This is a genomic window from Klebsiella sp. KE9456 (assembly GCF_043832615.1).
Classification (GTDB): Bacteria; Pseudomonadota; Gammaproteobacteria; order Enterobacterales; family Enterobacteriaceae; genus Klebsiella; species Klebsiella indica.
The window spans coordinates 103,361-124,480 of sequence record NZ_JBDYQK010000014.1 but is presented as its reverse complement, the minus strand read 5'-3'; the positions used below and the strand labels follow the sequence as shown (position 1 = coordinate 124,480).

General features: G+C 55.9%; 18 protein-coding genes. 8 read left to right on the top strand and 10 right to left on the bottom strand.

Annotated features, from left to right (window positions below):
* Nucleotides 1–163: 163 nt before the first annotated feature.
* Entirely contained in the window at nt 164–1,126 is a 963-nt protein-coding gene (hemH, locus tag ABK821_RS15735; RefSeq protein ID WP_343178323.1) for a ferrochelatase, read from the top strand.
* A 63-nt stretch (nt 1,127–1,189) separates the two neighbouring features.
* Complete coding sequence (locus tag ABK821_RS15730) at nt 1,190–2,494, top strand: inosine/guanosine kinase (RefSeq protein ID WP_343178322.1); 1,305 nt, start codon at nt 1,190–1,192, stop codon at nt 2,492–2,494.
* 50 nt (nt 2,495–2,544) lie between these two features.
* On the opposite strand, the gene ybaL is transcribed toward ABK821_RS15730, so the two are convergent.
* Nucleotides 2,545–4,221, bottom strand: a complete 1,677-nt coding sequence (ybaL, locus tag ABK821_RS15725) for a YbaL family putative K(+) efflux transporter (RefSeq protein WP_138357985.1) — start codon at nt 4,219–4,221, stop codon at nt 2,545–2,547.
* A gap of 438 nt (nt 4,222–4,659) precedes the next feature.
* Nucleotides 4,660–5,880, bottom strand: coding sequence for an MFS transporter (locus ABK821_RS15720; RefSeq protein ID WP_308561336.1), 1,221 nt, complete (start codon nt 5,878–5,880; stop codon nt 4,660–4,662).
* Nucleotides 5,881–6,043: 163 nt separating this feature from the next.
* On the opposite strand from ABK821_RS15720, the gene ushA reads away from it, so the two are divergent.
* Nucleotides 6,044–7,696: a bifunctional UDP-sugar hydrolase/5'-nucleotidase UshA gene (ushA, locus tag ABK821_RS15715; RefSeq protein ID WP_343178321.1), complete on the top strand. Its 1,653-nt coding sequence runs from the start codon at nt 6,044–6,046 to the stop codon at nt 7,694–7,696.
* A 167-nt stretch (nt 7,697–7,863) separates the two neighbouring features.
* On the opposite strand, the gene ybaK is transcribed toward ushA, so the two are convergent.
* From ybaK to copA, 3 genes are all read right to left on the bottom strand, one after another.
* Nucleotides 7,864–8,343, bottom strand: a complete 480-nt coding sequence (ybaK, locus tag ABK821_RS15710) for a Cys-tRNA(Pro)/Cys-tRNA(Cys) deacylase YbaK (RefSeq protein ID WP_138357979.1) — start codon at nt 8,341–8,343, stop codon at nt 7,864–7,866.
* 201 nt (nt 8,344–8,544) lie between these two features.
* Nucleotides 8,545–9,336, bottom strand: coding sequence for a TraB/GumN family protein (locus ABK821_RS15705; protein ID WP_343178320.1), 792 nt, complete (start codon nt 9,334–9,336; stop codon nt 8,545–8,547).
* A gap of 143 nt (nt 9,337–9,479) precedes the next feature.
* Entirely contained in the window at nt 9,480–11,981 is a 2,502-nt protein-coding gene (gene copA / locus ABK821_RS15700) for a copper-exporting P-type ATPase CopA (RefSeq protein ID WP_138357975.1), read from the bottom strand.
* 106 nt (nt 11,982–12,087) lie between these two features.
* On the opposite strand from copA, the gene cueR reads away from it, so the two are divergent.
* Entirely contained in the window at nt 12,088–12,498 is a 411-nt protein-coding gene (gene cueR / locus ABK821_RS15695; RefSeq protein ID WP_138357973.1) for a Cu(I)-responsive transcriptional regulator, read from the top strand.
* Here the strand turns inward: cueR and ABK821_RS15690 are convergent.
* Nucleotides 12,495–12,959 carry an NfeD family protein gene (locus tag ABK821_RS15690; protein WP_142501741.1) on the bottom strand — a complete coding sequence of 155 codons (465 nt, stop codon included), beginning with the start codon at nt 12,957–12,959 and terminating at the stop codon, nt 12,495–12,497. The genes cueR and ABK821_RS15690 overlap by 4 nt on opposite strands.
* The gene (locus tag ABK821_RS15685) at nt 12,956–13,873 is read right to left on the bottom strand and encodes an SPFH domain-containing protein (protein ID WP_138357969.1); all 918 of its coding nucleotides are present in this window, start codon (nt 13,871–13,873) and stop codon (nt 12,956–12,958) included. The genes ABK821_RS15690 and ABK821_RS15685 overlap by 4 nt, the downstream gene beginning before the upstream one ends.
* 137 nt (nt 13,874–14,010) lie before the next feature.
* Here ABK821_RS15685 and fetA point away from each other — a divergent pair, with 137 nt between their 5' ends.
* Together fetA and fetB are read left to right on the top strand one after the other, a co-directional pair.
* Nucleotides 14,011–14,688, top strand: a complete 678-nt coding sequence (gene fetA / locus ABK821_RS15680) for an iron efflux ABC transporter ATP-binding subunit FetA (protein WP_138357967.1) — start codon at nt 14,011–14,013, stop codon at nt 14,686–14,688.
* On the top strand, nt 14,675–15,457 hold the full coding sequence (gene fetB, locus ABK821_RS15675) for an iron efflux ABC transporter permease subunit FetB (RefSeq protein ID WP_308561340.1): 783 nt from the start codon (nt 14,675–14,677) through the stop codon (nt 15,455–15,457). The genes fetA and fetB overlap by 14 nt, the downstream gene beginning before the upstream one ends.
* Nucleotides 15,458–15,538: 81 nt before the next feature.
* On the opposite strand, the gene ABK821_RS15670 is transcribed toward fetB, so the two are convergent.
* From ABK821_RS15670 to tesA, 3 genes are read right to left on the bottom strand one after another with little or no spacing between them, the layout of a single operon-like run.
* Nucleotides 15,539–16,393: a co-chaperone YbbN gene (locus ABK821_RS15670; protein WP_343178319.1), complete on the bottom strand. Its 855-nt coding sequence runs from the start codon at nt 16,391–16,393 to the stop codon at nt 15,539–15,541.
* 59 nt (nt 16,394–16,452) lie between these two features.
* The gene (locus ABK821_RS15665; protein WP_171034785.1) at nt 16,453–17,262 is read right to left on the bottom strand and encodes an SDR family oxidoreductase; all 810 of its coding nucleotides are present in this window, start codon (nt 17,260–17,262) and stop codon (nt 16,453–16,455) included.
* Entirely contained in the window at nt 17,252–17,878 is a 627-nt protein-coding gene (gene tesA, locus ABK821_RS15660) for a multifunctional acyl-CoA thioesterase I/protease I/lysophospholipase L1 (RefSeq protein ID WP_138357958.1), read from the bottom strand. The genes ABK821_RS15665 and tesA overlap by 11 nt, the downstream gene beginning before the upstream one ends.
* Between tesA and ybbA the strand changes: the two genes are divergently transcribed.
* Nucleotides 17,846–18,532 carry a putative ABC transporter ATP-binding protein YbbA gene (gene ybbA / locus ABK821_RS15655; protein ID WP_138357955.1) on the top strand — a complete coding sequence of 229 codons (687 nt, stop codon included), beginning with the start codon at nt 17,846–17,848 and terminating at the stop codon, nt 18,530–18,532. The two genes, tesA and ybbA, sit on opposite strands and share 33 nt — an antisense overlap.
* Nucleotides 18,529–20,943 carry a putative ABC transporter permease subunit YbbP gene (gene ybbP / locus ABK821_RS15650; protein ID WP_343178318.1) on the top strand — a complete coding sequence of 805 codons (2,415 nt, stop codon included), beginning with the start codon at nt 18,529–18,531 and terminating at the stop codon, nt 20,941–20,943. The genes ybbA and ybbP overlap by 4 nt, the downstream gene beginning before the upstream one ends.
* The last annotated feature ends 177 nt before the right edge of the window (nt 20,944–21,120 follow it).

Sequence of the window (21,120 nt, the reverse complement as noted above, 5' to 3'; positions counted from 1 at the left end):
CCGGATGGCGGTGTAATCACCCTATCCGGCCTACGATTTTCTTGTCGGCCTGATAAGCGCAGCGCCATCAGGCAAATTCTCATCTTACCTCTCGCAGCAATTAGTTTTTCTTCCTCGCTTTTCCGCTACAATTATCAACAATTTGAATCAATAAGAGGCGGTAATGCATCAGACGAAAACCGGTATCCTGCTGGCTAACCTTGGCACTCCCGATGCCCCAACTCCTGAAGCGGTTAAACGCTATCTGAAGCAATTTTTAAGCGATCAACGCGTGGTGGATACTTCTCGTCTGCTGTGGTGGCCGCTGCTGCGGGGCGTGATATTGCCGCTGCGCGCGCCACGGGTGGCTAAGCTGTACCAGTCTATCTGGATGGCGGAGGGCTCTCCGCTGATGGTCTACAGTCGTCAGCAACAGCAGGCGCTGGCGGCATGTCTGCCGGATACGCCGGTTGCGCTGGGGATGAGCTACGGTTCGCCGTCGCTGGAAAGCGCAGTGGATGAACTGCTGGAGCAGGGGGTTGACCATATTGTGGTGCTGCCGCTCTATCCGCAGTACTCCTGTTCTACCGTGGCGGCGGTTTGGGACGAACTGGGACGTATTTTCGCCAAAAAACGGTCAATCCCCGGAATCTCTTTTATTCGCGATTACGCTGATGATATGGATTATATTCACGCGCTTGCCGCCAGCGTTCGCGCTTCGTTTGTGGCGCATGGTGAGCCGGATATACTCCTGCTCTCCTATCATGGGATCCCGCAGCGTTATGCCCGGCAAGGGGATAGCTATCCTCAGCGTTGTCGTGATACCACCCGAGAACTGGTTTCAGCCCTCGGACTGCCGCATGAACAGGTCATGATGACCTTCCAGTCGCGTTTTGGTCGGGAGCCCTGGTTAACGCCTTACACCGACCAGACGCTGAAAATGCTCGGTGAGAAGGGGGTCCGGCATATTCAGGTTATTTGTCCTGGATTTGCCGCTGATTGTCTGGAAACGCTGGAGGAGGTCGCCGTGCAGAACCGGGAAATTTTTCTTACCGCCGGTGGGCAGAAATATGAATATATTCCGGCACTTAATGCGGATTCCGCACATATTGAAATGATGGTCAACCTGACGGCGAAATATCGCTGATCGCGCGTGGTGAGGGGAGTATGCTACTATTCCCCGCTTGTTCACTGCCAATAAATCACCACTATGAAATTTCCCGGTAAACGTAAATCCAAACACTACTTTCCCGTCAACGCTCGCGATCCGCTGCTAAAACAAATTCAGCCGGACAATGAATCCAGCGTCGCCTGGGTCGTCGGCATCGATCAAACGTTGGTGGATATAGAAGCGAAAGTGGATGAAGCGTTTATCGTACGCTACGGCCTGAGCGCCGGACACTCCCTGGTGATTGAAGATGATGTTGCCGAGGCGCTGTATCAGGAGCTGGTACGCGATGATCTGATTACCCACCAGTTTGCCGGTGGCACGATTGGCAACACGTTGCACAACTACTCGGTGCTGGCGGATGACCGCTCGGTTCTGCTTGGCGTGATGTGTCGCAATATTGAAATTGGCGGTTATGCTTACCGTTATCTGTGTAATACCTCCAGCCGTACCGATCTGAACTACCTGCAAGGCGTGGATGGGGCGATTGGCCGTTGTTTTACGCTGATTAGCGATTCCGGCGAGCGTACTTTTGCCATCAGTCCTGGCCATATGAATAAACTGCACCCGGGCAGCATCCCGGAAAGCGTTATCGCCGGCGCTTCCGCGCTGGTGCTGACGTCTTATCTTGTGCGCTGCAAACCGGGCGAGCCGATGGCGGACGCGACGATGAAAGCCATTGAGTATGCGAAAAAGCACGATGTGCCGGTGGTTCTGACGCTGGGCACCAAATACGTTATCGCCGATAACCCGGACTGGTGGCAGCAGTTCCTCAAGGAGCATGTGTCGATTCTGGCGATGAATGAAGAGGAAGCGGAAGCGCTGACCGGCTTGTCCGATCCACTGCTGGCTGCCGATAAGGCGCTGGAGTGGGTGGATCTGGTACTGTGTACCGCCGGGCCTGCCGGGCTTTATATGGCGAGTTTTACCGAGGATGAGGCGAAGCGAAAAACGCAGCATCCGCTGCTGCCCGGGGCTATCGCCGAGTTTAACCAGTATGAATTCAGCCGCGCGATGCGTTATCAGGATTGCGTTAATCCACTGCGCATTTATTCGCATATTGCCCCGTATATGGGCGGGCCGGAGAAGATCATGAATACCAACGGCGCGGGCGACGGCGCGCTGGCGGCGCTGTTGCATGATGTCACCGCCAACAACTATCACCGTAATAACGTGCCAAACTCCAGCAAGCACAAATGCAAATGGCTGACCTATTCATCCCTGGCGCAGGTGTGTAAATATGCTAACCGTGTAAGCTATCAGGTACTGAATCAGCATTCGCCGCGCCTGACTCGCGGCCTGCCGGAACGGGAAGACAGCCTGGAAGAGGCTTACTGGGATCGTTAAGTTGTATTTTCCGGCGGCGTTACGCTTACCGGGCCAGGGAGGGGGGACGTTTACCCCGTCACTACCTCTCCTGCTGGCGGCGTTTCAAGCAGTTGCAGCATTGCGCGGGCAATTTCCCGCTCGCCCATCACCACCTGGTTGGCCCCACGTTCAACAATGTACTCCACTTCATCGTCATAATGGGCGCGGGCGATGATCTCGATATGCGGGCACTTATCACGCGCAGAAGCAACGATTTCCCCGGCTTCGTAGCCATTAGGGATGGTTAGCAGCAGCCAGCGGGCGCAGTCCAGATGCGCCAGATTCATAATCTCTTCGTTGGCGGCATTACCCAATACCGCGCGAATTCCCCTGGCGCGAAGCTCATCTACGCGCGTACGCGATGTTTCGATAACCACCAGCGGTATTCCCTGGGACATCAGTTTTTCACCGAGCAGGCTGCCAACGCGACCAAAACCCACCAGCAGCGCGTGATTACAAATATCAACCGGGATCTGCTTCTCTTCTTCCAGCACCTCTTCCAGCGTCTGGTCGTCCAGCGTTTCGGTTTTATCGAGGTATTTTTCCAGCAGAGTGAATAACACCGGGTTGAGCATGATTGAGATAATCGCGCCGGCAAGGACCAGATTCTGCCCGGCCTGCGGCAGCAGATTCAGCATCATCCCCAGCCCCGCGAGGATAAAAGCGAATTCACCGATTTGCGCCAGGCTGGCGGCGATCGTCAGCGCAGTACGCGGTGAGTGGCCAAACATTCGCACCAGAAAGAAAGCGGCGGCTGATTTACCAAAGATAATGATTGCCAGCGTTCCCAGTACCGCCAGCGGTTGTTCCACCAGAATCATCGGGTCAAACAACATGCCCACAGAAACAAAGAACAGCACAGCGAACGCATCGCGCAGAGGCAGAGTATCGTGGGCCGCGCGATGGCTGAGTTCGGATTCATTGAGCACCATGCCGGCGAAGAAGGCGCCCAGGGCGAAGGAGACATCAAACAGCTCAACCGCGCCGAAGGCAATGCCAAGCGCCAGCGCCAGCACCGACAGCGTAAACAGCTCGCGAGAGCCGGTTGCGGCGCTACGTGACATAATCCACGGTACCAGGCGGCGGCCCACCAGCATCATTATCGCGATAAAAGCGACGACTTTACCGATGGTGATACCCATGTCGACGGCCAGCGAAGCCAGACCAACATCGCCTTTCTCCGCCATGCCAGCGACGGCGGGGAGCAGAACCAGCGTCAGCACCATCACCAGATCTTCAACGATCAGCCAGCCGATAGCGATTTGCCCGCGCTGGCTATCAATAAGCTGACGTTCTTCCAGCGCGCGCAGCAGCACCACGGTACTGGCGGTGGAAAGACAGAGGCCAAAAACGATACCGATCATCAACGACCAGCCCAGTATTGTAGAGAGCGCCATGCCTAATAGTGTCGCCACGGCTATCTGGGCGATTGCGCCAGGAATGGCGATGGCTTTTACCGCCATCAAATCTTTTAAGGAGAAATGCAGGCCGACGCCAAACATCAGCAGGATCACGCCAAGCTCGGCCAGTTCCGGCGCAAGTTTGGTATCCGCGACAAAACCGGGGGTGAATGGCCCTGCAAGAACGCCCGCTAACAGATATCCCACCAGAGGAGAAATGCGTAGTTTATTGGCAATCATGCCGAGTATAAAAGCGAGCACAAGGCCGCCAACAATGGTGGTAATAAGCGGGGTGGCGTGATGCATTCCGTCTCCTTGCAGTGGTGAGTTAATCCATTTTCGGTATAGATACCCGTCATATTTCAATTGGCATGGATGTCGCAATTACTCGCCCGATTCCTGGGGCTCCCCAATGCGATCTGGCCATATCCAGCAAGCTCCTGAGGACCTTTGCGCCACGGTGAGGTGCCAGCCATTCTGAGGTGGCGTTTGCCCGCTTCAAACACGGTTATCCGCGTTAGTTGCCCTGCGACTCGAATGATTCAGGGTATAAAACCAAAAAGCCCGAGTAATAGTTTATGACAATTCCGATTGTTTTGTTTATGAATAATTATTGAATTTTATAGAAAAATGGGATTGACATGAAAAAAAGCACAGAACGTAAAATGGCAGCAGGTTATGCAGGATGACGCCGGTAGAGTAAGAGATTGTGGCAGCCAAAGTTTCACTTTGGCTGCCGGATAATCATGACTTTTGATGGTTATTAGGGAGAAATATCGTCAGGATGCCGAGAAGTGGCAGGAAAGCGCAGATTTTATAGACCAGTTCGATACCCGTATGGTCAGCTAAAAGCCCCAGTACGGCGGCGCCAAGGCCGCCCATGCCAAAAGCGAAACCGAAAAACAGACCAGAAACCATGCCAATCCGGCCCGGCAGCAGCTCCTGAGCATAGACCAGAATAGCGGAAAAGGCCGACGCGAGGATAAAACCAATAATCACCGTTAAAATACCGGTCCATTCCAGACTGGCGTAGGGTAAAACAAGGGTAAATGGCGCTACGCCGAGAATAGAGCCCCAAATAACATATTTACGGCCAATCTTGTCGCCAACAGGCCCGCCAATCACCGTTCCTGCGGCCACCGCAAACAGGAAGGCAAACAGATGAATCTGGGCATTTTGTACGGATAATCCAAATTTTTGCATCAGATAAAAGGTGTAATAGCTGCTGATGCTCGCCAGATAGAAATATTTCGAGAAAATAAGTATTAGCAGGACGCAAACGGCGAGAATTACTTTGTTTTTAGGCAGCGGATTGACAATCACCGCCTTTGGTTTGCCTTTATTCATACGATGCTGCGCGGCATACCAGCGACTGATTTGCGCCAGCACCACGATAGCCAGCAGCGCCGCGAGAACGAACCAGCCAACGTTAGCTTTGCCATATGGCGCGATAATAATCGCGGCGAGCAGTGGGCCTAAAGAACTGCCAAAATTTCCGCCAACCTGGAATATCGACTGCGCGAGGCCATGGCGTCCGCCTGAAGCCATGCGCGCCACGCGCGAGGATTCAGGATGGAAGACCGACGAGCCGGTACCGACCAGTGCAGCGGCCAGCAGAACCATTCCGAAGCTCCCGGACATCGCCAGCAGCACCAGACCGCTCAGCGTAAAACACATCCCTACCGGTAGCGACCACGGCATCGGATGTTTGTCGGTCAGGTAGCCGACAACGGGTTGCAGGAGCGACGAGGCCAACTGAAAGGTGAGTGTGATCATCCCGATCTGCACGAAGGTTAAGGAAAACTCTGCCTGCAGCAGCGGGTAGATCGCCAAAATTAACGACTGGATCATATCGTTTAGCAAATGAGAGAGGCTGATTGCGCTGAGAATGCCAAACGAAGTACGTGCTTTTTGCGGCGCAGTGGCAGGGCCGGGTAAGGGTTGTGCGGTCTGATTCATGGCCATAGGTTCACTTAACGGTTTTTTATAGAGGATGCAGGTGGAATTATTATCTGCCTAACATACCTGCCTCTGAGGTTTGAAGGAAGTCGCAATTCTGAAAACATATTTGTCTAATCGGCTAACTCGCTATACTTTCGGCATTTGTTACTAAGTCAGGGAGAGAAATATGCACTTTATGAAGCAGGGCGTCGCGCTGGCGCTAGTTACTGCATTATCGCTGGGGAGCCTGTCAGCGCAGGCCTATGAGCAGGATAAAACCTACAAAATTACCATCCTGCATACTAACGATCATCATGGCCACTTCTGGCGCAGCGATTACGGCGAATATGGCCTGTCGGCGCAAAAAACGCTGGTGGACAGTATCCGTAAAGAGGTCGCCGCAGAGGGCGGCAGCGTGCTGCTGTTATCCGGCGGCGATATTAATACCGGGGTGCCGGAGTCCGATTTACAGGATGCTGAGCCTGATTTTCGCGGGATGAACCTGATTGGCTACGATGCGATGGCGGTAGGCAATCACGAGTTTGACAATCCGCTTAGCGTACTGCGTCAGCAGGAGAAATGGGCGAAGTTTCCGTTTATCTCCGCCAATATTTACCAGAAAAGCACCGGCGAACGCTTGTTTAAGCCGTGGGTGCTGTTTAAACGCGGCGGGCTGAATATTGCGGTCATCGGCCTGACCACGGACGATACGGCTAAAATTGGTAATCCTGAGTATTTTACGGATATCGAATTTCGTAAACCAGCGGAAGAAGCCAGATTAGTCATTCAGGAGCTGCAGCAGAACGAAAAACCGGATGTCATTCTGGCGGCGACGCATATGGGCCATTATGACAACGGCGAGCACGGTTCAAATGCGCCCGGTGACGTTGAGATGGCGCGTAGTCTGCCGACAGGTTCGCTGGCGATGATTGTTGGCGGTCATTCTCAGGATCCGGTATGTATGGCGTCTGAGAATAAGAAGCAGGTGGACTATGTGCCGGGTAGCCCGTGCGCGCCAGACAAGCAAAATGGTATCTGGATCGTGCAGGCCCATGAGTGGGGGAAATATGTTGGCCGCGCTGATTTTGAATTCCGCAATGGCGAAATGAAGCTGGTGCACTATCAACTGATCCCGGTCAACCTGAAGAAAAAGATCACCTACGACAACGGCGAGAGCGAGCGCGTCCTCTATACTCCGCAAATCGCTGAAAACCCACGGATGCTTTCCCTGCTGACGCCCTTCCAGAACAAAGGCAAAGCGCAGCTACAGGTGAAAATCGGTAGTGTGAACGGGCATCTGGAAGGCGATCGGAGTAAAGTGCGCTTTGTGCAAACCAATATGGGGCGCCTGCTGCTGGCGGCGCAAATGGCGCGTAGTAACGCCGATTTCGCGGTCATGAGCGGCGGCGGGGTGCGGGATTCGATTGACGCGGGTGATATTACCTATAAAGACGTGCTGAAGGTGCAACCTTTCGGTAACGTGCTGGTGTATGTCGATATGAGCGGCAAGGAAGTGACGGAGTATCTGACCGCAGTGGCGCAGATGAAGCCGGATTCCGGCGCCTATCCGCAGTTTTCCAACGTTAGTTTTGTTGCCAAAAACGGCAAACTTGACGATCTGAAAATTAAAGGTGAACCGGTGGATCCGGAAAAAACTTATCGTATGGCGACGCTGAGTTTTAACGCCACTGGCGGCGATGGTTATCCGCATATCGATAGCAAACCCGGCTATGTGAATACCGGCTTCATTGATGCTGAGGTGTTAAAAGAGTATATCCAGAAAAACTCGCCGCTGGATGCGGCGGCCTATGAGCCGAAAGGCGAGGTTAGCTGGCAGTAATGTTTGCGGAATTCCCCGGCGGCGCAGCGCTGACCGGGGAAACTGGATGTCCGGGAACGATATCCGGGAACGATGTCTCACCCCAGCCCCCTTCCAGAAAGGGGGAACAGGGGCCCATACTCTATTTCCGGGGATTTTCTGCCGATAGTGAGCCGGATAAACAGTGACTAATCGCGCCGTGCGATATCGGCGAATTTTGCCTCAAGGATCTTCGCCAGATCGCTGGCTGCCAGTTCAATATCCAGCCCGCGTTTGCCGCCGGAAATATAAATGGTGGCAAACTCCTGAGCAGGCGCGTCAATGACCGTCGGCAGGCGCTTTTTCTGCCCGAGGGGGCTGATACCGCCCACCAGATAGCCGGTGACGCGCTGCGCCACCATCGGGTCTGCCATATCCACTTTCTTGGCGCCCAGGGCTTTTGCCACCTTTTTCAAATCTAACTGGCCAGCCACCGGGGTGACCGCGACGGCCAGATGTTTCATATCCCCGTTGACGGCTACCAGCAAGGTCTTATAGACCTGATCGGCGTTCAGTCCCAGCTTACGTACCACCTCATCGCCAAAATTGGTTTCGTTTGGATCGTGATCGTAACTGTGGATGTTAAAAGCGATTTTGTTTTTTTCGAGTAATTTTACGGCGGGAGTCATCGTTATCCTTCTTACCAACCGATTTAACGTGGCATAAGCATACGCCCGACGGCGGTCGAAAAAATAGTATCATCTTGCGCAATAGTGTTGGCAGTGATGGTCACTTTGAGCGACAATCGGACGATCCGGGGTGCGAACCCCGGGATAATAATAATGATGAAATTCCTCTTTGACGGGCCAATAGAAATATTGGCCATTTTTTTACGTCAACATATCCGGCAGATTCCCTTCACCGTACAAATGCAGCGCGCCGACGGCAACCACGTAGCGTCCCGGCGGCAGCGCCAGCAACGTTTCTCGCCAGGCCAGATTACGCTGGTGCATAAGGACGTCATACAGCGATTGGCTAAACGTTGTTGGTAGCGCGGTTGCATTGTTTGACGGCGGTTGTTCCAGCCACCAGCCGATCATCACCTGCAGCAGCCGGGCATTGGTACGCCAGTGGGTCAGGGTATCCTCCAGCAGCGCCAGCCCGCCATCGGGCAGATCCCGCAGCAGGGCAATCTGGTTATCGGCACCTTCCAGCTCCATCACTCTGATATTGTTTTCACGCGCCGCCATCAGCAGCTGATAATCAATACCGTAATGCGCTCTCAGCCCCAGTTTTTGCGCCTGAGTGGCCTGTAATACCATCGCCACCTGCCACAACGGTTGGCTGTCGAGCAGTGTAATGGCCAGGCCCATTTCCTCAGCGCGTGTTTTCAGTTCGGCAAACTGAGCCTCGCTCAGGCGTTCGGCGAGCGGTGGATAAGCGGGAAGGTTGCTGAACGGCGTCTCATTGCCGGTAATATCGGCCTCGACAATCAGCGCATCGGCCTGGCGGATCTTTTTCAACAGCCGGACGGGGGGCGACATATCGCGGGTGCCCATATGAATGCTGCCGACCAGGTGCAGATAGCGCTTGCCGGGAAGGGTGATATCCAGCGCGGGCCAGGAATAAGACGAACCGGCGACGGTTCGCCACAGCATTTTTATTCGATTTAACAGGCCCATACGTGCTCCGTAATGTAAGGGAACCATGCTAGCGCGCAGGGAACGGAGGCGCAAGAGGACTTATTGACCGCGGCTGAAGAACGGGATGCCCCGGCAGCGCAGTCGCTGACCGGGGAAGCTGGGTTATCGCTGTCTGCTGAGCGCTATGATTTTGGCTTAAAGCGCAGCAGTCGGTTGGCGTTGCTTACCACGGTAATTGAGGAGAGCGCCATGGCCGCGCCAGCCACCACCGGATTAAGTAGCGTTCCGGTCAGCGGCCAGAGGATCCCGGCGGCAATCGGAATACCCAAAGAGTTGTAAACAAACGCCCCCATCAGATTCTGCTTCATGTTACGCAGCGTCGCTTTTGATATTTCCAGCGCATCGGCGACCCCGTTCAGACTGTGGCGCATCAGCGTGATAGCCGCGGTTTCAATGGCGACATCGCTCCCGCCGCCCATGGCGATACCCACATCGGCCTGAGCCAGCGCGGGTGCATCGTTGATACCGTCGCCGACCATCGCTACCTGATGCCCCTGGCTTTGCAGGCGCTTAATGGCATCGGCTTTACCGTCGGGCAGAACCCCGGCAATCACTTCATCGATGCCTGCTTCTTTGGCGATGGCGTTGGCGGTGGTTGGGTTATCCCCGGTCAACATAACCAGGCGGTAGCCCTGACGATGCAGTCTGGCTAACGCCGCCACGCTATCTTCCCGTAGCGGATCGCGAATGGCGAACAGCGCCGCCGCCTGACCATCTATCGCCAGCAGTACCGGCGTCGCGCCCTGTGAAGCCTGGGCGGTCATTTCGCTTTCTAGTTCCGCGCTCGCCACGTTGTACTCATTAAGCAGTGCCTGGTTGCCGAGCAGCAGGTTGTGACCTTCGGTTTCGCCGCTGACGCCCAGCCCGCGCAGCGTGCGGAAGTTATTCACCGTCGGCAGTCGATCGTCCGCGGCTTTATCGAGGATTGCCCGCGCCAGCGGGTGGCTGGAGCCTTGTTCCAGAGACGCGGCCAGACGCAGCGCGGTGGTTTCATCGATAGCGGTGAACGTTTTTATCGCCACCACCTGGGGTTTACCTTCGGTCAGCGTACCGGTTTTATCAAAAACTAACGTATCCAGGGTACTGGCACGTTGCAGCGCATCGGCATCGCGAACCAGTACGCCATATTCCGCCGCGCGACCGACGCCGGAGATAATTGACATTGGCGTCGCCAGCCCCAGCGCACAAGGGCAGGCGATAATCAGTACCGTGGTGGCGATTACCAGGGTATAAACGATTTGCGGTGCCGGGCCGAAAAAGTACCAGATAGCGGCGCTGAACAGGGCAATCGCCACCACCGCCGGGACGAACACGGCGGAGATTCTGTCTGCCAGTTGGCCAATTTCCGGCTTACTGCTTTGCGCCTGGCGCACCATGCGGATAATCCGCGCCAGGGTGGTCTGGCTGCCGACGGCGCCGGCGGTAAACAGCACGCTGCCGTCCTGCACCACGGTCCCGGCATGAATGGTGTCGCCATCGCCTTTTTGCTGTGGCACCGGTTCGCCGGTGAGCATCGCTTCATCAAACCAGGCTTCGCCCTGGCTTATCACGCCGTCAACCGGGACACGATCGCCGGTGGTCAGGCGTAGCGTCATCCCTGACTGCACTTCCGCCAATGGCAGATCTTTTTCACCGTTGTCAGTGACGACCCGTGCTGACGGCGGCGTTAAATCGAGGAGTTTTTCCAGCGCTTTGGAAGAACGCTGACGCGCGCGAGCTTCCAGCATATGGCCGAGGTTGATCAGGCCGATAATCATCGCGCTGGCTTCATAATAGAGGTGGCGGGCTTCCATCGGGAACCACTGTGGCCACAGGTTGACGCTTATTGAGTAGAGCCAGGCGACTCCGGTGCCCAGCGCCACGAGGGTATCCATCGTCGCGGCGCCGTTTTTCAGGCTTTTCCAGGCGCTGCGGTAGAAATGGCCGCCAGCAAACACCATTACCGCCAGCGTGATAAGGCCGATAACCAGCCATAGTGAACGGTTGGCGTCGCTGACCATCATATTGTCGCCGATCATCCCCCAGCCCATCACCGGGATACCGACCAGCAGAGCGACGATGGCCTGCCAGCGGAAGCGTTTCATGGTGGCGACGGCGGTTTCCTGCTGACGTTCCCGGCGCTTGAGATCATCTTCGATGGCCTCGGCGCCATAGCCCGCTTTTTCCACCGCCTGGACTAATTCTGCGGCGGACGCGCTGCCCATCACCAGCGCAGTGCGTTCCGCCAGGTTGACCCGCGCCTGCGAGACGCCCGGAACCGCGGCAAGCGCGTTTTGTACCCGGGAGACACAGCTGGCGCAACTCATGCCGTTGATTAACAATTGTTGACTGTCATCCTCGGCATGGGCTGCCGGAAGCTCAGGGGCGGCCGCTGTCAGCGCTTCCGGCGGGGTTGATGATTCTGCCAGCGGTTTAGCCTTTGGGTGGCTGAGTGCCGCGCCGTATCCAGCCTGTTTAATGGTATCAATCAGCGCTTCCGCGCTGGCGCTGCCCGTGACATGGGCTTCGGTAATGGTTACCTCTGCCTGCTCAACGTCAGGGCGTTGCTCCAGGCTTTCTTTTACGCGTTTGACGCAGTGGCCGCAGGAGAGGCCATCAAGCGCCAGGTCGATAGTGTTAGACATAAATAACTCCTGAATAATTTTCCGGTTAATGATTGACCAGATCCACTCTTTCATCGAGTATTATCAAGGTTAAACCTTCCAGCAAGGGGAAGGTCAAGGAGGAAAAATGAATATTAGCGATGTAGCCAAAAAAACCGGCCTGACCAGTAAAGCGATTCGTTTTTACGAAGAGAAAGGGCTGGTGACGCCGCCACGACGGAGTGAAAATGGTTACCGTAGCTACAGCCAGCGGCATCTGGATGAACTGACTTTGTTACGGCAGGCGCGTCAGGTGGGGTTTACCCTGGAAGAGTGTCGCGAGCTGATATTTCTGTTTAACGATCCCTCGCGGCACAGCGCCGACGTTAAGCGGCGGACGCTGGAGAAAGTGGCGGAAATTGAACGTCATATCAGCGAGTTGCAAGGTATGCGCGCTCAGCTACTGGCGCTGGCGGATGCCTGTCCCGGCGATGACGGCGCGGATTGCCCGATAATCGATAATCTCTCCGGCTGCTGTCATCGCAAGGTAAAAGTTTAGCGTTTGACGGGAATTTCTCTGACCCGCAACGTAATTCCTTCGACGGCGACAACTTCGACTTTACTGCCGGCCATGAGATCGTCATCGGCAATGACTGGCCATGAGCTGTCGCCGACGCGCACATGCCCACGACCGTTGACCAGCGCGCTTTCCAGCGTAAAGCGACGCCCCAGCATCTGTTGGCCACGCTGATTGAGCTGCGCATCTGCCGGTTTCTGGCGTTTTACACGGTTACGCAACCAGCGTGACCACAGCCAGGCCGCCAGGAGTGTCAGCACGGCGAACAGCGTGCCCTGCCACTCCCAGCTAAACGGCAGCATCCAGGTCAACACGCCGGTAATCACCCCGGCGATACCGCTCCATAGCAAATAGCCGTTGCCGCCGAGCATTTCCGCCGCCAGCAGCAGCCCGCCGAGGCTGAGCCAGAAAATATGCGGATGGGCGATTATCATCTCAATCATGATTTTTTCCGCTCACTGGCGCTGTCCTTAATCAGTTCGGTAATCCCGGCGATTGAGCCCATCAGACTGCTGGCGTCAAGCGGCATCATGACCACTTTGCTGTTATTCGCGGAACCAATCTGCTGCAACGCTTCAGTGTATTTCTGGGCGACGAAGTAGTTCACCGCCTGGATATCTCCGGAGGCTATCGCATCGGAAACCATCTGGGTGGCGCGGGCCTCCGCTTCGGCGGAACGTTCACGCGCTTCCGCCTGCAGGAATGCGGACTGGCGTTCACCTTCCGCTTTCAGGATTTTTGACTGTTTTTCCCCCTCAGCTTTGACAATCTCCGCCTGGCGGATCCCTTCAGCTTCCAGAATATAGGCGCGTTTGGTTCGTTCCGCTTTCATCTGGGCGTTCATCGCGTCAATGAGTTCTGCCGGTGGACGAACATCGCGAATCTCGATGCGGGTGATTTTAATGCCCCACGGATTGGTGGCTTCATCGACGATATGTAGCAGGCGGGTATTGATACTGTCGCGCTGAGAGAGCATTTCGTCGAGCTCCATTGACCCGAGAACCGTACGGATGTTGGTCATCGTCAGATTGATGATCGCCAGCTCAAGGTTACTGACTTCATACGCCGCTTTCGGCGCGTCAATGACCTGAATAAAACAAACGGCATCAATAGCCACGTTGGCGTTATCTTTTGAGATCACTTCCTGGGAAGGAATGTCGAGCACCTGCTCCATCATATTAATTTTGCGTCCGACGCGGTCCATAAACGGCACCACCAGGCTCATGCCGGGCTGGAGGGTTTGCGTATAGCGACCGAAGCGTTCAACCGTCCACTGGTAGCCCTGAGGGACGATTTTCACCGCCGCGCCAACGATAACTAACGCAACAAAAATAAGAATAGGGATAACAATCAGCATCAAAAACCTCCTGTCTTGTTGCCTGTAAGTGCGCCGAAAGAATGACATGTGTCTCATCAGAGTATATCTTTCTGCGCATCCCGGTGAAAGGAAACTGGAGTAAACTGGCACCGTTGTGGAAAAAAACAGGAACAATAATGACGGAAAGTGACGCTATTTTGCGGCTGGAGGATGTGGGGTTTCAGGCTGACGATGCCGTTATCTTCACGGGGATCAATTTTCAGCTCAGGGCAGGGGAATTTAAATTGATTACCGGGCCATCGGGTTGTGGGAAAAGCACCTTATTAAAAGTTATCGCTTCACTGCTTAGTCCCACCTCCGGGAAGATTTTTTTCGCCGGTAAAGACATTACCACGCTATCGCCGGAAGCCTATCGCCAGCAGGTTTCCTACTGTGCGCAAACGCCGGCGCTGTTCGGCGATTCGGTGTATGACAATCTGATCTTTCCGTGGCAAATCCGTCATAAACAGCCGGACCCGAAAGCGCTGGTGGCCGATCTACAGCGCTTTGGTCTGGCGGAAAATCTGCTGGAAAAACCGATCGCTGAACTTTCGGGCGGGGAAAAGCAGCGCGTGTCGTTGATTCGCAATCTGCAATTTTTACCGCAGGTGCTGCTGCTTGATGAAATAACCAGCGCACTGGATGAAAATAACAAAAACAATGTGAATGAGATTATTCATCGCTACGCGAGCGAGAAAAATATTGCCGTACTGTGGGTGACCCACGATCAAAATGAGATAGCTCATGCGGATGATGTGATGACGCTACAGCCTGCTGGCGGGAACGCGCGCGAGGTTAAAAATGAACGGGCATAATATTACCAACGGATCGCTGGCGTTATCCATGGTACTGGTGCTGGTGGCGATTGTGGTGAGCTACCGGGAAAAACTGGCGCTGGAAAAAGATATTATCTGGAGTATTTGCCGGGCGATTTTGCAGTTGCTTATTGTCGGCTACGTTTTGAAATATATCTTTAATGTAAATCACGCGGTGCTGACGTTGTTGATGGTACTGTTTATCTGTTTTAACGCCGCGTGGAATGCGAAAAAGCGTAGTAAATATATCGATAAAGCGTTTATCTCGTCGTTTATCGCAATAACCACTGGCGCTGGGCTAACGCTGGCGGTGCTGGTTATTTCCGGGTCGATTGCTTTTGTGCCCATGCAGGTGATCCCGATTGCCGGGATGGTGGCCGGAAACGCGATGGTGGCGGTGGGGTTGTGCTACAACAATATGGGGCAGCGTTTCAGCAGTGAGCAGCAGCAGATTCAGGAGAAGTTAAGTCTGGGCGCGACGCCGAAAATGGCCTCCGCAAGGCTGATTCGGGATAGCATTCGGGCAGCGTTGATTCCGACGGTTGATTCCGCGAAAACGGTTGGTCTGGTGAGCTTACCGGGGATGATGTCGGGGCTGATTTTTGCCGGAATTGATCCGGTGAAGGCGATAAAATATCAGATTATGGTGACCTTTATGCTTTTATCCACCGCCAGCCTGTCGACGATTATCGCCGGGTATCTGACCTACCGGAAGTTCTTTAATGCGCGTCATCAACTGATTGTGACGTCATTGAAAAAACGCGAGTAAGCGTTACCCTGGCTATAAGCTCTTCCTCTCCCTTCAGGGGAGAGGACTGGGGTGAAGGCGCGCAACCGGCGTTTTTCGCGATCAGTACAGCAGGGAATAGAGTTGGCGGCGGTACTTCGCCGCCAGCGCGTCGCCGGTGCCGAGCGCGGAGAGGATCTCCTGGAGCATCTTGCGCACCTCGCCGTTTCCCGCGCCTAAATCTTTTTGCAGGTGGCTGAACAGCAGCGCCAGCGCTTCTTCGTTGCGCCCGACCTGATGCAGTTGCAATGCCAGTTGGGAAGCCAGCATTGTGTCTTCCGGATTCAGCTCCACCTGCTGCTGCAACTGCTGAATTTCCGGCGTATCGGCTGCTTTCCTGAGCAGTTCAATTTGCGCCACCAGCCCCTGATAATGAGTATCCTGATCCTGTAATGGTACGGTTTTCAACACCGTTTCCGCTTCATCGGAACGCTGCAGAGCAATCAGCGTTTCCGCCAGCAGAAGGCCAATCTGGCTCTCCTGATTCGACAATTGCCAGGCTTCTTTCAGCAGCGGCAGCGCTTCGGTGTATTTCTCTTCCGCCATCAGCGCCTGCGCCTGCTGTGCTTTCAGTTCCTCTTCACGCGGCAGGTATTTATCCAACAGCGCGCGGACCGCGTCTTCGGGCTGCGGGCCTTCGAATCCGTCCACCGGCTGGCCGTTCTGGAACAGGTAAACAGTAGGAATCGCACGCAGGCCAAACTGCGAGGCCAGCATTTGCTCGGCATCGCAGTCAACCTTCGCCAGGGTAAACAGACCGTTGTACTGCGCGGCCAGGCTTTCCAGCACCGGGGTCAGCTTCTCGCAATGCTGGCTACGCGCGGACCAGAAATAGAACAGTACCGGTGCGGAGGCCGACTGCTGCAGTGTCTGGTGCAGGTTGGCTTCGGTAATAGTGACGATATTCTGTGCGGACATGAACGAATCTCTTTAGTCAGTATTTATGAATATATGGGGGCTGTGGTCGGCGCTTCAACTCATCCCTGAATAATTTTGTCCATCACGCGAGTCGGCAACAGGCGTTTAAGCAGGATGACCGCGTGGGTCACCAGGGTTACCGGATAGCGCAGTTTCGGCTTATCACTGGTAAATGCATGGCGCACTTTTTCCACCACCGCTTCCGGTCCGAGGGTAAAGCGGGCGGCAATACCGGGATTTTCCACCGGCTTATCGGCCTGCGTCTGGTTGACGTTGTTGGTAAAACGGGTGTGGATGGGCCCAGGTTCAATCAGGCTGACTTTAATTCCGCTGTGGCGCAGTTCCATGCGCAGCGCGTCGGACCAGGCTTCCAGCGCATATTTACTGGCGGCATAGGCGCCGCGACCCGGGCTGGAGATGATTCCCATCACGGATGACGTCATTACAATCCGCCCCTCACCGTGCGGCGCCATCGCCGGAAGCAGCCGCATCGTTAGCTGATGCGCGCCGAAAAAATTGGCGGAAAACTGCTGTTCCATCTGCTGGCGGCTGATGGTTGGCAGCGGGCCGTAGACGCCGTAGCCCGCGTTGTTAAACAGGCCGTACAGGCGATTGTCGGTCAGGGCGATAACCTCCTCGGCGGCGCGTTCAACGCTGCGCGGATCGTCAAGGTCCAGCAAAACGCCGGTCAGGCCAAGCTCCTGCATTCGCGCAACGTCATCTGCTTTGCGGCAGGCTGCCAGCACATTAAAGCCCTGGCGTTTTAAATCAAGGGCGCTTTCAAGACCTATTCCGCTGGAACATCCTGTAACTAAAACCGATTTTTGCATAACTTTACCTGTAAACGACCCCCGGCTATCAGGAGTCATGATTAACTAAAGGAGCCAGACGCGCCGCCATCCAGTCGGCGATAAATGGCTGGGCGTCGCGATTAGGGTGAATGCCATCGTCCTGCATCCACTGGGGCTTCAGATAAACCTCTTCCATAAAAAAGGGCAGCAGAGGAATATCGAACTCTTTGGCCAGCGCCGGATAGATTGCGCTAAAGGCTTCATTATAACGGCGGCCGTAGTTGGCGGGCAGGCGAATTTGCATCAGCAGCGGCTGAGCGTTTGCCGCTTTGATATTCTGGATAATGGTACGCAGAGTCTGTTCCGTCTGCTGCGGCGGGAAACCGCGCAGCCCGTCGTTACCGCCCAGCTCGACCAGCACCCAGCGCGGCTGATGCTGCTTAAGTAGCCCCGGAAGCCTTGCCAGCCCCTGCTGCGACGTATCGCCGCTGATGCTGGCGTTAATCACCGACGTTTTGGTCTGCCACTTATCATTAAGCAGCGCAGGCCAGGCGGTATTGCCCGCCATGCGATAACCGGCGCTCAGACTGTCGCCGAGAACCAACAGCGTATCGGCCGCCATCGCGCGGCAGGTAAACAGGACCAGAAACAGGAAAGGCAAATGCCAGCGGAAAACATACTTGAAGTTCATCATCTTAAGAAGTCCGTCGGTCAGGGTGAGCATCTGCTTTCCATCCTTACCGGAGTTGAGCTGGTTGTCAAACAAGGGCAGACCATCGCGCTGATTGGCGAGTCAGGTTCCGGTAAATCGACGCTGCTGGCGATCCTCGCCGGGCTGGACGATGGCAGTAGCGGTGAAGTCTCGCTGCTCGGGCAGCCGTTGCATCAGATGGACGAAGAGGCGCGGGCGAAGCTGCGCGCTAAGCACGTTGGCTTTGTGTTTCAATCTTTTATGCTGATACCGACTCTCAATGCGCTGGAAAATGTTGAACTTCCGGCCCTGCTGCGCGGCGAGAGCGATAGACTCAGCCGCAGCAGCGCCAGGGCATTGCTGGAGCAATTAGGGTTGGGAAAACGCCTGAATCACTTACCTGTGCAGCTTTCCGGCGGCGAACAGCAGCGGGTTGCGTTGGCACGGGCGTTTAACGGTCGTCCGGCGCTGCTGTTTGCCGACGAACCAACCGGTAATCTGGATCGGCAGACCGGGGATAAAATCGCCGATCTGCTGTTTTCGCTCAATCGCGAACACGGGACCACGCTGATTCTGGTGACCCACGATCCACTGCTGGCGGCGCGCTGTGACCGACGGCTGCGGCTGGTGGATGGTCAACTGCGGGAGGAAGCATGATTGTCCGCTGGTTCTGGCGCGAATGGCGCTCGCCGTCGCTGCTGATTGTCTGGCTGGCGCTGAGTCTGGCGGTGGCCTGCGTGCTGGCACTGGGATCGATAAGCGATCGTATGGAGAAAGGGCTCAGCCAGCAGAGTCGGGAATTTATGGCCGGAGACCGTACCCTGCGCAGTTCGCGCGAAGTCCCTGGGGCATGGATTGACGAAGCCCGTCGCCTTGGTTTAACCGTGGATCAACAGCTGAATTTCGCGACCATGACCTTTTCCGGCGATACGCCGCAACTGGCAGAGGTTAAGGCGGTTGACGACGCCTATCCGCTGTATGGTCAGTTGCAAACCCAGCCGCCTGGCTTGAAACCGCGGGCCGGAACCGTGCTGCTGGCCCCGCGCCTGATGGCGTTGCTGAATCTGAAAACCGGCGATACCCTTGATGTTGGCGACGCTACGCTGCGCATTGCCGGGGAGGTGATTCAGGAGCCGGATGCCGGATTTAACCCCTTCCGGATGGCGCCGCGGCTGATGATGAACACCGCGGATGTGGCGAAAACCGGCGCGGTGCAGCCTGGTAGCCGCGTCTCCTGGCGCTATAAGTATGCCGGAACCGCGCAGCAACTGGCGGACTATGAAAAGTGGTTGTTGCCGAAACTGGGGCCGGAACATCGCTGGATCGGCCTGCAGCAGGACGACAGCGCGTTAGGCAAATCGCTGCAACGCTCACAGCAGTTTTTGCTGCTTTCGGCGCTGTTAACCCTGCTACTGGCGGTGGCCGCGGTAGCGGTGGCGATGAGCCATTACTGCCGCAGTCGCTACGATCGGGTGGCGATCCTTAAAACTCTCGGCGCCGGGCGGGCGCAGTTGGGTAAGCTGATTGCCGGCCAGTGGCTGATGCTGCTGGCGCTGGCGGCGGTGGCTGGCGGAGCGATGGGCGTCGGGCTGGAAAATATTCTGCTGGTGATGCTTAAGCCAGTGCTGCCGACGGCGCTTCCGGCGGCGAGCGGCTGGCCGTGGTTGTGGGCGATTGGCGCGATGGTGGTGATTTCTCTGCTGGTCGGGTTGCGCCCTTATCGACTTCTGCTGGCGACGCTGCCGCTGCGGGTGCTGCGCCAGGATGTCGTCGCCGATGTCTGGCCGCTGAAGTTCTATATTCCGCTGGTGTGCGTGGTAGTCGTTGGGCTACTGGCGCTGCTGATGGGCGGCAGTCCCTTATTGTGGGCGGTACTGGCGGGCGCTGTGGTGCTGGCGCTGCTGTGCGGTCTGGCGGGGTGGGGCGTCCTGTGGTTACTGAAACGCGTGACGCTAAACGCGCTGCCGCTGCGTCTGGCGGTGAATCGTCTGTTGCGCCAGCCGTGGTCGACGTTAAGCCAACTGGCGGCTTTCTCGCTGTCTTTTATGCTGCTGGCTCTGCTGCTGGTGCTGCGCGGCGATCTGCTCGACCGCTGGCAGCAGCAATTGCCGCCGGAAAGCCCCAATTACTTCCTGATCAATATCGCGCCGGAACAGGTGGGGCAGGTGAAAACTTTCCTCGCCGAACATCAGGCTCGGGCGACTGAGTTTTATCCGGTCGTTCGCGCCCGTCTGACGCAAATTAATGGTCAGGATACGGAGGGCAATAAAGACGAAGCGCTGAACCGGGAGTTAAACCTTACCTGGAGCCGAGAGCGCCCGGATCATAATCCGCTGGTTGCCGGAAGCTGGCCGCCGAAAGCGGGCGAGGTCTCGATTGAAGAGGGGCTGGCGCAGCGGCTGGGGGTGAAGCCCGGCGATAATCTGACCTTTACCGGGGATACCCAGAATTTTAGCGCGAATGTGACCAGCGTGCGCAAAGTGGACTGGGAGAGCCTGCGCCCCAACTTCTTCTTTATTTTCCCGCCAGGAGCGCTCGACGGGCAGCCGCAAAGCTGGTTAACCAGCTTCCGTTGGGATAACGGTAACGGGATGCTGACGCAGCTCAACCGCTCGTTTCCGACCGTCAGCCTGCTGGATATCGGCGCGATTTTGCAGCAGATTGGCCAGGTGCTGACCCAGGTAAGCCGCGCCCTGGAGGTGATGGTTGTGCTGGTGACCGCCTGCGGCATTTTGCTGTTGCTGGCCCAGGTGCAGGTCGGGATGCGCCAGCGTCATCAGGAACTGGTGGTCTGGCGTACGCTGGGGGCCGGTAAGTCTTTGCTACGCACCACGCTGTGGGCAGAGTTCGCCCTGCTGGGCGTGGTTTCCGGCGTGGTCGCGGCGATTGGCGCAGAAGTGGCGCTGGCGTTATTGCAAAGCAAAATTTTTGATTTTCCGTGGTCTCCCGACTGGCGGTTGTGGGTGATGCTGCCGCTCTGCGGGGCGATACTGCTGTCGTTGTGCGGCGGCTGGCTGGGATTGCGTCTGCTAAAAGGCAAAGCGCTGTTTCGCCAGTTTACTCAGTAGTGGGATTGCGTGTAATTTGCCGCTATTGTGCCGGGGTATGGCGTGAGTCTTAATCCAGGTAACAGGAGTCGCTTTTTCGGTGGTTTAAGCGAAATCCCGATTCGGTTGCAAAACTCAGGAGATTTTAACCCACAGCCGCAGGGGAGTAACCGTTTCAGCCCAGGCTCACAGCAGGGG

Excerpts from the sequence above, each read along its gene's own strand:
- hemH (WP_343178323.1), top strand. The coding sequence starts at position 164 with ATGCATCAGACGAAAACCGGTATCCTGCTGGCTAACCTTGGCACTCCC.
- ABK821_RS15730 (WP_343178322.1), top strand. The coding sequence starts at position 1,190 with ATGAAATTTCCCGGTAAACGTAAATCCAAACACTACTTTCCCGTCAAC.
- ybaL (WP_138357985.1), bottom strand. The coding sequence starts at position 4,221 with ATGCATCACGCCACCCCGCTTATTACCACCATTGTTGGCGGCCTTGTG.
- ABK821_RS15720 (WP_308561336.1), bottom strand. The coding sequence starts at position 5,880 with ATGGCCATGAATCAGACCGCACAACCCTTACCCGGCCCTGCCACTGCG.
- ushA (WP_343178321.1), top strand. The coding sequence starts at position 6,044 with ATGCACTTTATGAAGCAGGGCGTCGCGCTGGCGCTAGTTACTGCATTA.
- ybaK (WP_138357979.1), bottom strand. The coding sequence starts at position 8,343 with ATGACTCCCGCCGTAAAATTACTCGAAAAAAACAAAATCGCTTTTAAC.
- ABK821_RS15705 (WP_343178320.1), bottom strand. The coding sequence starts at position 9,336 with ATGGGCCTGTTAAATCGAATAAAAATGCTGTGGCGAACCGTCGCCGGT.
- copA (WP_138357975.1), bottom strand. The coding sequence starts at position 11,981 with ATGTCTAACACTATCGACCTGGCGCTTGATGGCCTCTCCTGCGGCCAC.
- cueR (WP_138357973.1), top strand. The coding sequence starts at position 12,088 with ATGAATATTAGCGATGTAGCCAAAAAAACCGGCCTGACCAGTAAAGCG.
- ABK821_RS15690 (WP_142501741.1), bottom strand. The coding sequence starts at position 12,959 with ATGATTGAGATGATAATCGCCCATCCGCATATTTTCTGGCTCAGCCTC.
- ABK821_RS15685 (WP_138357969.1), bottom strand. The coding sequence starts at position 13,873 with ATGCTGATTGTTATCCCTATTCTTATTTTTGTTGCGTTAGTTATCGTT.
- fetA (WP_138357967.1), top strand. The coding sequence starts at position 14,011 with ATGACGGAAAGTGACGCTATTTTGCGGCTGGAGGATGTGGGGTTTCAG.
- fetB (WP_308561340.1), top strand. The coding sequence starts at position 14,675 with ATGAACGGGCATAATATTACCAACGGATCGCTGGCGTTATCCATGGTA.
- ABK821_RS15670 (WP_343178319.1), bottom strand. The coding sequence starts at position 16,393 with ATGTCCGCACAGAATATCGTCACTATTACCGAAGCCAACCTGCACCAG.
- ABK821_RS15665 (WP_171034785.1), bottom strand. The coding sequence starts at position 17,262 with ATGACTCCTGATAGCCGGGGGTCGTTTACAGGTAAAGTTATGCAAAAA.
- ybbA (WP_138357955.1), top strand. The coding sequence starts at position 17,846 with ATGCCAGCGGAAAACATACTTGAAGTTCATCATCTTAAGAAGTCCGTC.
- tesA (WP_138357958.1), bottom strand. The coding sequence starts at position 17,878 with ATGATGAACTTCAAGTATGTTTTCCGCTGGCATTTGCCTTTCCTGTTT.
- ybbP (WP_343178318.1), top strand. The coding sequence starts at position 18,529 with ATGATTGTCCGCTGGTTCTGGCGCGAATGGCGCTCGCCGTCGCTGCTG.